14 protein-coding genes and 1 pseudogene are annotated in these 15,287 nt (G+C 34.0%); 4 read left to right on the top strand and 11 right to left on the bottom strand.

What is annotated here, in order from left to right:
* Positions 1–431: 431 nt before the first annotated feature.
* Positions 432–1,697, top strand: coding sequence for an MFS transporter (locus DSM02_RS18850; RefSeq protein ID WP_128767040.1), 1,266 nt, complete (start codon positions 432–434; stop codon positions 1,695–1,697).
* Positions 1,698–1,723: 26 nt separating this feature from the next.
* On the opposite strand, the gene DSM02_RS20840 is transcribed toward DSM02_RS18850, so the two are convergent.
* On the bottom strand, positions 1,724–1,855 hold the full coding sequence (locus DSM02_RS20840; RefSeq protein WP_382403019.1) for a helix-turn-helix domain-containing protein: 132 nt from the start codon (positions 1,853–1,855) through the stop codon (positions 1,724–1,726).
* A gap of 61 nt (positions 1,856–1,916) precedes the next feature.
* On the opposite strand from DSM02_RS20840, the pseudogene DSM02_RS18840 reads away from it, so the two are divergent.
* Positions 1,917–2,042: pseudogene (locus DSM02_RS18840) on the top strand (transposase); the annotation flags it as partial.
* Positions 2,043–2,487: 445 nt separating this feature from the next.
* A complete protein-coding gene (locus DSM02_RS18835) occupies positions 2,488–3,444 on the top strand; it encodes a helix-turn-helix transcriptional regulator (RefSeq protein ID WP_128767038.1) in 957 nt (318 codons plus the stop codon).
* 92 nt (positions 3,445–3,536) lie between these two features.
* Here the strand turns inward: DSM02_RS18835 and DSM02_RS18830 are convergent, their stop codons facing one another.
* The 3 genes from DSM02_RS18830 to DSM02_RS18820 form a co-directional block, all read right to left on the bottom strand.
* Positions 3,537–3,755: a hypothetical protein gene (locus tag DSM02_RS18830; RefSeq protein WP_128767037.1), complete on the bottom strand. Its 219-nt coding sequence runs from the start codon at positions 3,753–3,755 to the stop codon at positions 3,537–3,539.
* Between the two features lie 12 nt (positions 3,756–3,767).
* On the bottom strand, positions 3,768–4,262 hold the full coding sequence (locus tag DSM02_RS18825; protein ID WP_128767036.1) for a DinB family protein: 495 nt from the start codon (positions 4,260–4,262) through the stop codon (positions 3,768–3,770).
* A 539-nt stretch (positions 4,263–4,801) separates the two neighbouring features.
* Positions 4,802–5,110, bottom strand: coding sequence for a winged helix-turn-helix transcriptional regulator (locus tag DSM02_RS18820; protein WP_240674107.1), 309 nt, complete (start codon positions 5,108–5,110; stop codon positions 4,802–4,804).
* A 166-nt stretch (positions 5,111–5,276) separates the two neighbouring features.
* Here DSM02_RS18820 and DSM02_RS18815 point away from each other — a divergent pair, with 166 nt between their 5' ends.
* Positions 5,277–5,888: an FMN-dependent NADH-azoreductase gene (locus DSM02_RS18815; RefSeq protein WP_128767034.1), complete on the top strand. Its 612-nt coding sequence runs from the start codon at positions 5,277–5,279 to the stop codon at positions 5,886–5,888.
* Positions 5,889–5,989: 101 nt separating this feature from the next.
* Here the strand turns inward: DSM02_RS18815 and DSM02_RS18810 are convergent, their stop codons facing one another.
* From DSM02_RS18810 to DSM02_RS18780, 7 genes are all read right to left on the bottom strand, one after another.
* The gene (locus tag DSM02_RS18810; protein WP_205875178.1) at positions 5,990–8,002 is read right to left on the bottom strand and encodes a six-hairpin glycosidase-like protein; all 2,013 of its coding nucleotides are present in this window, start codon (positions 8,000–8,002) and stop codon (positions 5,990–5,992) included.
* A 121-nt stretch (positions 8,003–8,123) separates the two neighbouring features.
* Positions 8,124–8,234 (bottom strand): Atu4866 domain-containing protein, encoded by a 111-nt coding sequence (locus DSM02_RS20835; RefSeq protein WP_128767033.1) that lies wholly within the window; start codon positions 8,232–8,234, stop codon positions 8,124–8,126.
* A 54-nt stretch (positions 8,235–8,288) separates the two neighbouring features.
* Complete coding sequence (locus DSM02_RS18800) at positions 8,289–10,922, bottom strand: carboxypeptidase-like regulatory domain-containing protein (RefSeq protein ID WP_240674106.1); 2,634 nt, start codon at positions 10,920–10,922, stop codon at positions 8,289–8,291.
* Entirely contained in the window at positions 10,906–11,739 is an 834-nt protein-coding gene (locus DSM02_RS18795) for a GLPGLI family protein (protein ID WP_128767032.1), read from the bottom strand. The genes DSM02_RS18800 and DSM02_RS18795 overlap by 17 nt, the downstream gene beginning before the upstream one ends.
* 29 nt (positions 11,740–11,768) lie before the next feature.
* Positions 11,769–12,908: a TlpA family protein disulfide reductase gene (locus DSM02_RS18790; protein ID WP_128767031.1), complete on the bottom strand. Its 1,140-nt coding sequence runs from the start codon at positions 12,906–12,908 to the stop codon at positions 11,769–11,771.
* A gap of 281 nt (positions 12,909–13,189) precedes the next feature.
* A complete protein-coding gene (locus tag DSM02_RS18785) occupies positions 13,190–14,032 on the bottom strand; it encodes a GLPGLI family protein (protein ID WP_128767030.1) in 843 nt (280 codons plus the stop codon).
* The gene (locus tag DSM02_RS18780) at positions 14,033–14,863 is read right to left on the bottom strand and encodes a GLPGLI family protein (protein WP_128767029.1); all 831 of its coding nucleotides are present in this window, start codon (positions 14,861–14,863) and stop codon (positions 14,033–14,035) included.
* Between the last annotated feature and the right edge of the window lie 424 nt (positions 14,864–15,287).

The following is a 15,287-nucleotide window of genomic DNA, read 5'->3' as shown; positions in this document are numbered from 1 at the left end:
CTTAATACTTTGGAGAGCTACTCTTAATTAGTATGTAATTAGGATTTGAATGTCAAGCTACCTATAAAGCAATAAGTTTCATAAGATCTTCTTTATAAACGCTACCTATTGGAATGTGAGTGTTGTTTGTCAAATAAATTTTATTTCCTACAAGCTTTAAATTTTTGGAAATTTTTATGCCATAAGTATGTTGTCTTTTAAGAATCATAAAACAAATGTATAATGTCTCTCGTTTTTTGATGAAATCAAATCTATAAACACCTTTATTTTAACGTTAAACCGGTTTATTTTACTAGTTTGGTGTTGGGGGTATTCTTCGGTCGTTTAAAGAGATTAGTTGTAGATGTTCCTACAAAACACTTCTTTATGGGAATACTCCAAATTCACTAAATGGATAACGATCAGGTTTAATTTAAGCTATAATTTTCTGAATGAAGTTAAATACTTTCAATTCACTTAAAAGTAGAAATTACAGACTCTATTTTATAGGTCAAGCTACCTCTCTTATAGGTACTTGGATGCAAAAGACAGCCGTAAGCTGGGTGGTTTATACGATTACCCAATCAAAAGTGATGTTGGGTATTTCTGTTTTTGCAACACTTTTTCCCACTGCTGTTTTTTCATTATTAGGAGGTGCCGTTGCAGATCGTTATAATAGATATAAAGTGCTATTAATTACCCAAATACTTGCTATGCTTCAGGCAGTATTACTTACTTTGTCATTAGTTTTTTTTGATAAAAGTGCAGTCTGGATAATTATTGGTTTGAGTCTGATACTAGGTATAATCAATGGTTTTGACTCCCCTGCCAGACAGTCTTTAATCCGAGAATTAGTGGTAAATAAAGCAGACTTATCTAATGCTTTAGCTTTAAATTCTTCCATGGTGAATCTATCTAAACTAGTGGGACCCACTTTAGCCGGTTTTATATTAGAACGTTTTGGAAATCAAGTGTGTTTCGGAATCAACGCGGCAAGTTTTAGTATAGTTATAGGATGCTTAATGATTATGAAACTAAAAGCCTATCAACCTGTTATAAAAAAAGACAAAAATTTGATCTTCGAATTTAAAGAAGCTTTTTTAAATATATCTCAAAATAAAACAATTAGCTCTGTTATCATTTTTACAGGTTTAATAGGTTTTTTTGTGTTACCCTTTACGACCCTAACACCAGTTTTTGCCCAAGATATTTTTTTAGGAAATGCTACTACATTAGGTTATATAGATGGTAGCATAGGTTTAGGTGCTTTTACAGGTGCTATTTATTTAGCATCGCTATCAGCAGGAACAGACCTAAGAAAAACCTTACTATTCAATACGTTTATTTTTGGGGTAGGGCTTATTGTATTTTCATATTTAAACGCTCTTATTCCTGCGCTAATTTTTCTTTGTATCGGAGCATTTGGTATGATGTCGGTACGTACCGTTAGTAATACTATAATTCAATTGAATGTAGAAGAAGCATTGAGAGGGAGGGTTATAAGCCTTTTTTTAATGACGCTTACCGCCACGATACCTTTAGGAAGTCTTATTGTAAGTTACTGTTCTACCCATTATGGAGCGCAGAGAACGGTAAGAATTGAAGGGATAATTGCTGTTATAATTTCTCTTTTATATCTAAGGTATCTTAAAAAAGAACGAATAAAAGAAGAAGAATTAAATACGTTAAAAAATACCACAAACCCTGCAGCTGTCTAGATTGAAAATAGCTGCCACCTTAATTTTTATGAAGTTTTCCTTTTAATTTTTGAAGGATTGAGACCGAAGTATTTTTTGAACGTAGAAGAGAAGTGAGTTAAACTTTGATAACCTAGCATATTAGAAATTTCATTGATTGAAAATTTTTCAAGTAACAGATGGAATTACTACATTAGACTGGACAGAGAGTTGAGTGAATATTATTTCTAAACGAAATAGTACACCTTAGAGTTTAAAGAGAAAACAGTAGAATTAAGTTATGCCAAAGTCAGCGTAGCTGAGGTTTGTGAGGATCTGGATATTCTATCTCCTGCTTTTTACTTTTGGCGTAAAGAGAAAAAGAATTAGGTCAGAAATAGTTTTTCCAAATTTTGTTTGATGGAATTTTATTAATAATTAACTTTAAAACTTACGAGGCTTTAAACTGCTTCAAATAGTTCTATACAAATTGTGAGTTAATCGTGAGTTCGAAAAAAGAACTTTGTGTCAAGACATATAAAGACTGGGGTTGTTCGATGTTAATAGCGTTCTGCCACCCCGACGAAATAGGTATTTAACATATATTGTTTAATATCTAAATCTATGAAAACCAGTAAAATACATTTTTACTGGTTTTTTTATGTCCAATTGTAGGCATATTTAATGGTGCCTTATTTTTTAGGAAAGAATTTTTAGGTATTGCCAGATCTAAAAGATGTCTATCCGGCAGTTTAGGGAAAATACGGATCTCAAGAACTGGAAAGGAAAACTTAAGTAATAAATACTATTTTTGAAAAATTCCTAATCCATAATGCGTATAGAAGCTCCTAAACGATTTGATAGAATTATAGCTATTCTCATTCAACTACAGTCTAAACGGATCATTAAAGCCCAAGAATTAGCAGATCGTTTCGATGTAAGTCTTCGTACTATTTATCGTGATATTCGAACACTGGAAGCTTCAGGAGTTCCCATTTCAAGTGAGGCCGGTATAGGCTATTCTATTGTAGAAGGATATCGCTTACCGCCAATTATGTTCACACGGGAAGAGGCCGGGAGTTTTGTTGCTGCTGAGAAACTTATGCAGAAGTTTACAGACAAAGGACTGGGTGCTTATTTTGAATCAGCTATGTTCAAATTGAAATCTGTAATGAAAGGTGAAGATAAGGACTGGGTAAATGCGATTGAATCTCAAATACTTATAGAGCCTCAAGAAGCATTATTTAACAAAGATGTACCTAATGCTTTAGAAATTCTTTTTGAGAGTATAGCAGAAAAAAAACAAGTGCATTTGGCATATTTAGCTCAGGATACGGAAACGCCTACCCATCGATCAATTGAACCTGTCGGTTTGTTTCACGAAACTAATTTTTGGTACATCATGGCCTACTGTCATTTACGAAAGGATTACAGACAATTTCGAACAGACAGGATTAAACGCATTCAACGTACAGAAGTTTTGTTCAGTAAAGTACACGAATCATTAAATAATTATTTGAAAAGCACTAATGAAAAGTCTGCAGTTCAGGTTCGTATTTTGGTAGAAAAGAGTATTGTAAAGTATATCCAAAGTGGACTAAGGTATTACGGTTTGATATCAAAAAAAGATAGGGGAACACAAACGGAGATGACGTTCATGACGCGTAATATTGAGGATGGTTTTGCCAGATGGTATATGACATTTGGTGATTATGCAGAGATTATAGAACCTGAGGATTTAAAACATCGAGTTAAAGCGTTGTCAAAAAAAATAGCAGATAAGCTTTAATTAATTCCCTATTTATAGAGTGAAAGAAAACATAAGGGATGCAATGTTTTATATATAGAACATTGCATCCTTTATGTTTAAGTTTTATGAATTTAGTGTAATTCTTCACATAAATACCCTAAGGAATGTAAGCTATCCAGCACTGCTGTGGCTCTCAAATGCTGAGTTTCAATCCTTAAAATATTGTCACAATCTTCCAGATCAAAATTCCATAGATCTGTAGGAGGTGTCAATGCATTTAAAACAGGACGTAGCTTGTTGATATCCAGTTCCTCGTTTACAGATGTTTTAAAGACGAGTACGTTTTTCATAGTTATAAGCACCTAACGTTCCCAAAAAAATGGAGGTTCAATTCCGAGATCTCTTAAATATACATAACCTTGTCCGCGATGGTGTATTTCATTATCTATAAAATAAAGTATAGAAGAAATGACAGTCCCTTCATATTGTCCAAAAGTTTTAATAGTGTTATGAAAGCTGTCCGGAGTGATTTGGTTGTAGTAGGTATTGATTTCCTCTGTAGCTTGATCCCAAAGCTTCAGCACTAGATTTTTTTGATCTTTATGATCAATATGCTCGTTTAATGCTTGAGTTTCTTTGGTGACAATTTCTTTCAAACCCGGCCCTGCAATAGCCAAAAGTTCAAGGGTCATCTCAGCAAAAGTTCGCATACCGCCTATGCTGTGATTGAAAAACTCCTTTTCTGGAAATGCCTCTATGACCCTACGGGTTAGACTACGGTGACCTTGCCAGTGTTTCAGTAACTCTGCTGGTGTAATTACTTCTTGAATAGCTGTTTTAGATTCATTTTTACTCATGATAGATGATTTAAATAGTTGTTTATTAGTATTTAAACCAAAAGTAAATTGGAAGGGTGACAACAGTTTGTCAGTAGTAAAATCTATTTAAAATTTTGGTTGAGATTTATAACGGGCATTGTGTTTTCTGTGATGCTATCATAATACCGATTGGGTAAAATTATTTTCAATAAAGTAAGAAAAGGTACAAGAAAAAGGGATTTGTATGAGAAGCTGAACTTGAGAAACGTGGAAAAAAATGGGTAGAACAATTTATAATGGTAATTACTGGGTACCGTTGATTAAATGAATTTAAATAGTTACCAAAGACATAAAAAAAATAGAAACCCAATAGCCACGACTTTCGGTTAGGTGGTAGTTAACGGCAAGATGAGAAAAGGTTTAGAAAAATTTCTTAGTGACCTAATGAAGCATATTATTTTTAATACAAAACCTTATTATAAAGCTTCCAATAGCATTAGCATCTCAGTCGCCAACAGGTTCATTCAAACAAAACTTGTAAATGAAATTCAGAAGCCTTTAGCGAATTTCTTATCGATTTACTCTTCAATAATTTTCTTCCGATGGCCAGCACCCCAGTCACTCAAAGTTCTTAATACATCTTTTAATGTATCACTATATGGCGATGCCTCGTAAATGATGCTTACGGGGGTAGTAGGAAATACATTTCTTACTACCAGTTTGTTTTGTTCTAAATGCCTGAGCTCTTGAGCTAGTATTTTAGGAGAAATACCTTCCAGATCTTTCATAATCTGATTAAACCGTTTTGGAGAGTTGATTAAACTCAACACGATGGGCAATTTCCATTTGCCATTCAAAACATACAAAGCATCTATTACACTTCTCAAATTGCTTGAGCATTCCTCTTTTGTAATTGATGCTGTTTCTTTAGTTTTTATCATGTTACAAAGATACTAACTTACCTAAAGGGAACCGCTTTCCTTTAGGTAACTCCTATCTTTTGCATAGTTATTCAGATTAGTTTTGTGTTTTTAAAGTCTAATAAAATACAAAATGAACTCAAAGAGAATATTACAAATCAACTCCAGTATCATGGGAGAAAAGTCATACAGCAAAAGGTTAGGAACTGCTATAGTTGAAAAAATAAAGGAAAAATATCCTAACAGTATACTTGAACAATTGGATGTAGTGGAACGTAATATCCCACACCTAACACCAGAAATTTTAAATGCAATGTTTACTCCAGAAGAGGAGCATACCGATGAAATTAGGCAAGCTCTTCAATTGTCAGATAAACTATTGAAACAATTATTTGATTGTGATATACTGGTAATAGGCGCGCCACTTATCAACCGGACCATTCATTCTTCTCTTAAAGCTTGGATAGATCATATAACACGTCGAGGAATTACATTTGGTTATAATTCAGATGGAATTCCTATTGGTTTCGTATCCGGTAAAAAAGTGTATGTTGCGATGAGTTCAGGAGGTATTTATACAGATGAACAAGGCAAAGAGCATGATTTTGTAGCACCTTACCTAAAATCATTCTTAGGATTCTTAGGGATGACAGATTTTACCGTGTTTAGAGCTGAAGGCCTACACGTACCTATTATACAAGATACAGCATTAGAAAAGGGAATTAATAGTATTGTAATTGATTGAAAGACATACTCCTGCATGTTATCTGTTTAAGCCATGATCATTCATGGCTTTTTTGTTTCCAATACGTACTATCAAAAGCGTTAATGTCCTATTCCGTGAACTTAGATTTTAATAGTTACTTTTTCACCAGCTTTGACCCGTTTATTAATAAGTTCAACTCCATTTAGATAAATTTTAGTGTCAATTTTATCTTCTATCAACTCCAGGTCAATTGAAACGGCTTTTTCACCAATATATAGATTTTTGAGACTTAATCTGGATAGATCATCGTTTAGTTGAGGTGTAATACTAAAAGAATTGAATTCAGTTTGTTCAAATGACAATATACCTTCAATAATTAATCTGCAATACAAAGCACTCTCTGCGGAAAGGTGTTTCATATTATTCTCAGGAAAAGCTTCTATAGGGTAGGGTACGTGATCTCCTAATAGTCTTTTATTTGAGTAATCAACTAACTTGTGGAGAGACTGGTCAAATAATCCAGCTTTAAAGGTTCCTCTTAAGGCGTATAAAGTTCCTCTGTCCCAAAAAACCTCAGGCTCTGTTGAGTTGGGATCTAGTTCCACTAAAACCCCATTTGCTGTCCAAAGTTTTTCGAGAAGTGCATTGGCGGTTGCTTCCGCTCTTTTTTCGATTCCCATAACCAGTGGTAAACAGATCCAATGTCTGAGATGCGTATTTCCTTTAAAATAACGATAGGTATTTAAGCCTTCTATGTTATCACCAAAATACTCCTCGATGGCATGAGCCATTTCAACACTGCGCTTTAAATACTGAGTAGATAAATCATGGAAACCAAGATCTTTAGCAAGATATGAGGCATTGAGTAATCCTCCATAATACAAAGAATTTGTCGAAAGGTTTGCTTCGCCTGTAGATATTCTTCCTTCCATCTCATCTGTCTCTGATAAAACGACTCCTTCTATATTCCTATTATTATGGCAATAGTTCAGGCTCCACTCAATTAACGGCCATATTTTTTTTGCAAATTTTTTATCGGCATTTCGCAATAAGAACTGGGACGCTCCGTATGCGATCATAGCGGCATCTCCTCTGTCTTTTCCACAGGAGGGCAGTTCTCCATCAATTTCAAATGAGTAACATATTGGAGAAGAATCTTCAGGAATATTTTTTAAGAACATGATATAGGCATTTTTTGCAGCTTCAATACCCGTTTCATAACCTAAAAAAGGAAAGAAAGGACCGCTGTATTCTGCCTGATCATTTGCCCAAATACCTATATAATAATTACCTCCTCCCGGTGAGTGTACCAGTCCCATCTCTGATTCAAAAATACTTTCAGAAGCACGTATTTTTGAAAAATAAAAAAGTTGATCTATTACAGGATTTGACGTTTCTAAAACAAGATTTTCTTCAATTTTTTGGAGAAATTGATTGCGTTCCTTTTCAATTTCTTTGTATTTAAAGCCTTTTATAGGTTCTTGATCAATAGCTGCAGAAAAATAAAGCGTGAAAGTATAGGATGAATGAGGGAGCAGGCTAATTGCGCTATCAGCATCATTATAAACATGACTGGTGTAGTTTCCTTTGTATCCTCTGAGTTGATCAAGCGTGTATGTCTTGCCAATTTGTAATTCTTTTGTTGTGTCACTTGTATTTACTAATTCCCAATTTTCCACAAATACTCTTTGATTCATGGATGGAAATAAAGTTCTTTTAAGAATTACCTCCTGTACCGGAGTATGGTAAAAAGTGATTTTACCATTAATTTCTACAGAATCAACTTTTTTGAATACCAAATTAGAACCACCCGCTGTAACTGTTGGTTCACTTTCATCTGCGTAGATTTTCTTATAATACGCCCGGTATTTTCTCCAATCCTCCTCAATAGTTCTTAATTGCGGATATATAATTTCACGCTTTAGACTGAGTTCTTTATCCTCATTAACATCATAATAAATTATTGCGGAAACCTTTTTTCCAGACATCTCAATGTTATCTCCATGTGGATAGGAATTTGTTTTGTTTACATTCCACACAATGCTTTTTGAAGAAGAAATGTCCCAATAATTGTCATTTTTTTGGGCTTGAGCTTTTAGAAAATAGAAGTTTAAAAGTAGGAGTATTAATAAGCTTGTCTTCTTTTTTAGCATTGTTCAATAATTTTGGATTCAGAAAATATTATTTTTTTAAAAGATTTTAGCGGAAGAAAGAACTTTAATTCTTAAAAATAAGCTTTTATAGTTGACACATATCTTATTTTGAAAGCAAGAATTAAATTTTATACATCGCTATGAAAGTAACTTCTCTGTTGCCCCTTGTCTCATCATATTTGTTATTAGCCAATAATTCTTTACGAATAGTCACAGCCTTTGTTGCTCGCATTCCGATTTATACTTTTGATTTTCTAAGAAAAATAATTTTATAATAGAATCAATATTAAAAACTAAACGAAATACTTGCTAAAACTTGCGAAGGGCGCAAGATATAGCTGTTTTGGGTAATAAAATATTCACTGCTGGAAGCGTTGATAAAGTTTTTGGTATTTAAAATATTACTCCACATAAGGTTCAAATCAATCTTCTTTTTGGTGAATGTATATTGATAACTCAAGTTCAAAAAGTAGTTGTTGTCCGAATTTGAAAGTGAGTTTTTATAATATTCACCACCTATACTCACATATTGATTTTCCCAAGGATACAAATATAGATCTGCATTGTGCTGCTGGGTGTTTATTTGTTGCAGCGTTGTCACTTCTAAACTGGATTTAAATAAGGAGTAAGTGCTGTTATACAAGAGACTCAACCATTTTAAAATTTCAGATTCCAGGCTAGTGTGTAGATTATAAGATTCATTTTTAGTTGCTGTTAATTGATCATTGAGCAGTTGGTCTTTTTGTGTTTGTGTATATGAAGTAGTTACTTTAGCCGAGGTGTTTATGTTACTAATGTATTTACTGGCTTCAAGATTGTAGCGTTGGGTATGCATAGTATTATCTCTTAAAATCGCTTCTAAAATAGTAGCTCCATTAGCAGCGATCTGATTGCTGTAGAGTAAATTATTTGTTGTGTGTCCTAAGGAATATGAACCTTTAATAAACAAACGCTTCACCGGGTTTCTGTAATTAAGCGAAGCGGAATAATTCTGAACAACACTTTCAGAAATTGGCGTGTTGTAGCGCTGTATATTTCGATAATTGGTAAGCAAATAACCGGCATGTAAACGCTGTATTTTTCCGAAGTTATAATTTAAACTCCCAGAGATAGAGGCTTCCCAATAGGCAGAAAGTTTACGTCTTAAGTAAAGATTAGGTTCAAAGACAAAAGCGTTGAGGTTTTGTGAATTTTCACCTTTCAGTTTAAAATTTTTATAAGCCAGCGGAGTATTCAATCTCAAACTCCAAGTTTCATTTTTGTTTTTATAACTCAGCTTATGATCTAAGTATATTTCATTAGAATAAAATCGCGTTCTATTCTTAAAATCTTTACCTAGAGGTTTTGGGTTTTCCTCTAAATAAATGTCACTATTCAAAGTTTCTTCTTGGAAAGCAAAACCTAATTTTGAAGTACTTGTAAAATTCCCCAAAGCTTTAGTCATACCGGCAGAATTGTCGGTGAACCATTTTTGGGACTGAAGTGTTTGTTGAGTTTTTGAATAAGCGTCTCCATCGTTTAAAAGCTCTTCAAACTGGCCGGGAACAACGTATAGATCTTGATTAGAATGGGTGTAGCCGGTATTCGAATTAAACGTGATGAGTTGCTTTCCAAAAGTTTTGAGTATCGTGAGCTGGTTTTTAAAACCACTGAACAGGTTGCTGAGATTCTGATTTATTTTTGCCTTTTCGCGGTGTAAATTTCCTATTTTGGAGTCCCAAAAGCCATTGAATTCCAGTTGATTTTTTAGATAATTCTTTTTTGCGTTTTGTTCTAAAGTAAGTTTTCCCTGCAGGGTTTTTGTAAAGATTCGGTTTTGTGTTTTTTCGAGAATAGTAATGGTGTCTGTAGGTGTAAAAATCTGCGTATTTACAGATCCCACTTGTTGCTGGTAATCGTTGAGATACGAAGCGTTTACTTTGAGATCCAGATCGTTTTTAAGGCGCTGAATGGCATTGGCTGAAGCCAGGTGCACGTTATTATCTAGCCAGCGCTGCTGTGAAAAGGGTGGAGTAGCAGGGTTTAGAATAGATAGCCAATCATTTTTTTCAATATCATACGTATTACCCGCGAGATTCAGCGAAAAATCACTGATTTGACTCGATACATTTTTTCCCGTGTTGTTGCTTTGATAGCTTGCGATTACCTGTCGTTTTTTAGTGAAAAGCATCGGGGTGAGATTGGTCTCCCAAAGTAGCGGAGCTGCGCCTAACCCAAGCTTTGCGGTTCCGCTTAGGGTAACGTCATTTTTTAGTTTAATATTGAGCGAGGCGCGCTCAGAAAATTCCAGACTGTCTAAAACCCGTATCGGCTGGTGGTTTTCGAGGATTTCAACTTTTGAAACTGCATCTGCAGCAAGGTTTTCATTGGCCAGGCTGTAGCGACCTTCAAGCAAATCAAGCCCTTCTATATAATATTTTTGAATGGGTTTGCCCTGATAGTGAATTTGCCCGCCCGGTTTAATTTCGATACCCGGCATTTTACGCAACACATCGGCAATCACGCGATCGTTTTTGTCTTTAAAAGCTTCCACTGAAAAGCTAAGCGTGTCTCCCCGACGTTGAATGAGTTCGGATTTGACTACTACTTCTTTAAGTTCTTCAGAAGAGGGCAGGAGCTGAATAGCTATGTTTTGGGTCTTATTTTGAAGAGTTCTTGTGACTGTTTGTAAACCTATGTAAGATGCTTTTAAAATGACTTTTTCTTCTTGAGTATTGAGTTTAATCTGAAAACTTCCATCTGATTTAGAAATCGCATAAGCAAGAATTGAAGAAATCGAATCTCTGCTAATCGTGATCGTTGCACCGCTTAAAGCCTGATTTTTTTCATCAAACACTGTTCCACTAATCGTGGTTTGGGCAAAGCCCGAGAATGTGCAAAGCCAAATCAATAAAAAAAAGAGATTAAGGTTTTTTTTCAAAGGATTTAAGTTCTATAGGATTATTCTCAGCTTCTAACATTTTAGCAAACGACTCTCTATACTTTTGATGGACCTCGGCACTAATGGTTATGTTTTCAGGAATGCCGCCTCCATAACCCATAGGGTCACTTCGGTATCGGTACCAGGTTTTCTCCAAATCTTCACGAGTTGTCTCCGCATATTGCTTCAGATTTAATTGGTAGTTGATTTTGGGTGAAAGCTTTTCTAAACCTACAAATTCAAAATTCCAATAGTTTTGGGAGTCTGATATTTCAAGAATTAATCCCGGAAGCCCATTAAATTTATAAGGGCCGTCTGCAATAGGGATTTCAGTAGTAAACCAGGCTGTGTATTTTCGGCCGGCAAAAGCAGTGGTAGCTTTTTGTACGCTGAATCCTTCAATAGTTTTGGTGTCTTGTTCTATTTTCCAATTGAATTGATGTTTAGATTCTTCATAGACAAAGCGGTCGTCTCCTTCAGGAAATTTCAGCAGATACAATAAACTGTCCTGATCGCGTTGCTTGATAATTTCATAATGAAAATTAGTTGTCGCACTGCGCGCAGTATGGCCGGAGTTACCTTCACGTACAATAGGATTGGCAAGGATTTTTGCACGGCTTAAATACTTGGAAAAGTCTTCACCTAAGTAAAGAATCATCAATTCAGACTTTCGCGAATCTGCATCAGTAGAATCGAGCTGAAAGCTCAATTTATAAGTTACTTTATATTCTAGTTTTCCTTTGAGTTTGTTTTGGCTGAAACCCAATGATGAAATTAGAAAAGTGATAAGGAAAAAGGAATAAGTATAGAGACGCATATTAGACCGTTTTTTAATAATAAATTGAATTAAGGATTACTGTTTAGATATTCACTTACAAAATCTTTTAAATTAGTTCCTGTTTTATCCAAAGCAATAATTTTACCTTCAGCATTTACCAAAATATTTCTAGGTAATTGTTTGATTTGAAAATCATTGATGATATAAGATTTTACTCCTTTTAGATCAGAAATGTTTTTCCACGTTATGTTGTCTATTTTTGAAGCTTTTTCCCACTTATTTTGGTTTGTGTCTAACGAGAAGCTTATAATTTGAAATTCGCTTTTAGCGTAATTTTTGTTTAAAACGCTTAGTGCTGTATTTTCTTTTCTACAGGGACCACACCAACTTGCCCAAAAATCAATAAGAGTGAGTTTTGAATTTAAATTTGCTGATGAATATTCTTGGTAATTTCCTGAAAGTGTATTGCCTTTCAATACTGCAAATCGAGAACCTAAAATGGTTGATGAATTTGCAGTGTTATTTGATAAATTGGTTTTTGAGTCTTCTAAACGAGACTTAAGCGTTCTACCCCAATAACTAGTTCTTACATTTTGTGAAAGTGCTTTAAAATAGGGAAAATAGTGCTCGCCAAAATCAGGTGCTCCCGTAATAATATATGGCGTAGCATAGTTGTCAGGATGCTCTGTAGCTAATTTTTTAAAAGCTTGGGTGATATTAAATTCTATTGCATCTATTTGCCGGTCAAGTTCTTTCTTAGATATTTTACCTACCTCAAAGAGACTAAGTGTGTTTCTCTTTTTTAAATACAGTTCATTTTGTTCATCGTAAAAGTTTCTCCAGACTTGATAGTAGGACGATTTAGTTTCAATTTTAAACCATTTATCATCAAAATATTTTTGCTCATCTTCTAGCACCAAATCCACATTGTATGAACTATTTCTATCAACCAGAATTTTGACAGATTTAGACTTTCCAGCATTTTGAATTTGCAGCATGCTATTTATGGGTTCGTCAATTGTATATTCTAGAAAGAAAGAAGCATCATTAATTTTAACAGGAATCGTTTTTTCTATTTCACCCCTGATGCTTAAGTTGATCTCTAAATTCTCTTTATTTTCAGGGTCTATTATTTTGCCTTGTATTTTAAACTGACTGAAGCTTATAATGGGTATTAAAATTATAAAGAGGAGGTAAGAGGTTTTCATTTTATATATATATTAGAATCCATTATAGCATTATTTTAAAGTAGTTTTTTTTGAGTTGTTTCTACAAGCATTACTTTTCCGTTTCTATTTATCTAATACTTGAGTGTATCTATTTCTTATATAGTTATTTATCGAAAATCACTTTTAGAAAAAAGTTTTAAATACAGCATTGATTTTTAGAGTTATATCACTTTTTTTAATATTCATATGAAGCTTTTAGAATGAATAAAACTGAAACTTCTTTTGAAATAAAAACTAAATCCATAGTTAAAACTAATGAATTAGTTTGTAATAAGCTCAATGGGATTGTTCTTTTTAGATTTTGAGTTGGAAAGATCGCGTTTTGCTTGAGTCTTACTTAATGAAGAATTTGCAAAGTCAAGCTTTACACCGGCCGCTTCCAAAGCAGAAATAGGATCCTCATCAAAGTTTTCTTTTATCTGAAGCAAGTCTGATTTTGCGATGGTTTTGTAGGTATTTAAATTAAGAAAAGGAGCAACCGGCTTACTGAATTTCTGAAAGCCACTTAGTGTAAAATGATAGTGATCTTGATCATCATAGATCTCCAAAATAAGACCAGGTAATCCTGTAAATTTATAAGGCCCGTCACTAAAAGGAATTTCAGCAGTAAACCAGGCAGTATAGTTTCTTCCAGCAAATTCAATTTCTGCTTTTTGAGTTGTGTAGCTTAAAATTTCTTTAGTCTCTGCTTTAATTTGCCAGTCTCGCATTTCTAGATCTTCCGTGTATTTGAATTTATCTTTAAAAATCTTTTCGGCGTAGACCAGTTTGTTTTTAGGTTTTGATTTAAAGATTACATAATTGAATTCTGTTTTGGGAATCATCGATCGCACGCGACTAAATTCTGCCATACTTCGGTTTTTTCGATCTAACGTGGAAAACAGAGAATCTTTCAACTGTTGGCTAAGGCTCAAATAGCGAGATTGATTGGTGCTGAGGTATAGCAGTACCGGTTCTGATTTTATAGACTCAGAATCTGTAGAGTCTATTTTAAATTGAAGTTCGTAGGTAGCTTTATAGGTATATGCGACTTGTTGAAGGTCCTGAGCATAAATGGATGACCAAGCTATCAGTAGTAATATTGTAAAGAAAAAATGTTTCATCTAATCCAGCTCTAAAAAATTATTCAGTGATGGCATACCACTCTTGCCATATTTTGCATAATGATCGCGTTTGGCTTTTCCTTGCAGTCCTATATGCACAGTTCTGCCACCTTTACCTACCCAATTATTAATAAAGCCTATAGGGTCGTTATAATATTCTTTTTGTAGTTCTAGAAGTTCTTTTTTAGGACTTTGCTGAAAGGATTTAGGTGGTATTTGTGAAACAGGAAAGAACGATGTTTTTTCAAGCCCAACAATTGAGAACTTATAATCCTTGTCTGTGCTCGATATTTCGAGAATGAGCCCTGGTAAGCCTGAAAATTTATAAGGGCCTTCTGGTATTGCAATTTCAGTTGAAAACCAGGCTTCGTAATACCTACCGGCAAAATGTGCTGTAGCTTTTTGAGCAGAATAACCTAAGATGGTTTTGGTCTCCTGATTTATTTGCCAATCAAAACTAGAAATTTCAGAATAATAGTAATTATCAGTCGCTATTTTCAAGCAATGAAAAACTTCAGATTCTAGCGGCCTTTTATAAAGTCTGTAACTGAAATCTGTTTTAGCAGCAGCTGAAGCTTTTTTGTAGGCTGTACTTCCTATGTCGCCTATTCCAAACTTACCGCGCATAGAATCTTTTAAAATCCTCCCATAGCTCAGAAACAGGGAACTCTTGCTGTTAGTATAGAGCAACATACGCTCTTTTTTGATTTGATTTAAATCGGTTGTATCTGGTTTATAAGTGAGTTCGTAGGTGATTTTGTAATTGTTCGCATTTTGACTATATCTGGGTAGAATTAGAATTATAAAGCTGAAATACAGTATGACTTTCATAAAACAATAATTGATGAACGATCAATATATGAAATAATAAACTGCAAATTTAGTTTTAAAACTGTTTTCATAGTTTATTTATCGTGCTAAGTCGAGTAATAACTATCCGATTTATACCATATTTCCAATTAAGAAATTTTGGACTTGATCCTTTTTCAGCACCGAATACAGCACTTTTTATATGATATTAATTGATTTCAAATGAAATTGTATAAAATTAAAAAAGCCCGTAAACATAGTGTTTACGGGCTTTTAGTAGAATTTGATCAATTCTAAGCGGAGAAAGAGGCTCTATCACCTATATATCCATAAAATTTGATTAACTCTCAAAACCCCTTTAAATAGGGGGTTTTTTAGTATGTAGTTTTTTAAACTATCATAAAATATCACTTGATAGTATAAAAATTGGGTGTAATTTTGGGTG

This window comes from Leeuwenhoekiella polynyae, assembly GCF_004104075.1.
GTDB lineage: Bacteria > Bacteroidota > Bacteroidia > Flavobacteriales > Flavobacteriaceae > Leeuwenhoekiella > Leeuwenhoekiella polynyae.
The sequence above is the reverse complement of the archived record's forward strand: the minus strand, read 5'-3'. Positions and strand labels throughout refer to the sequence as shown.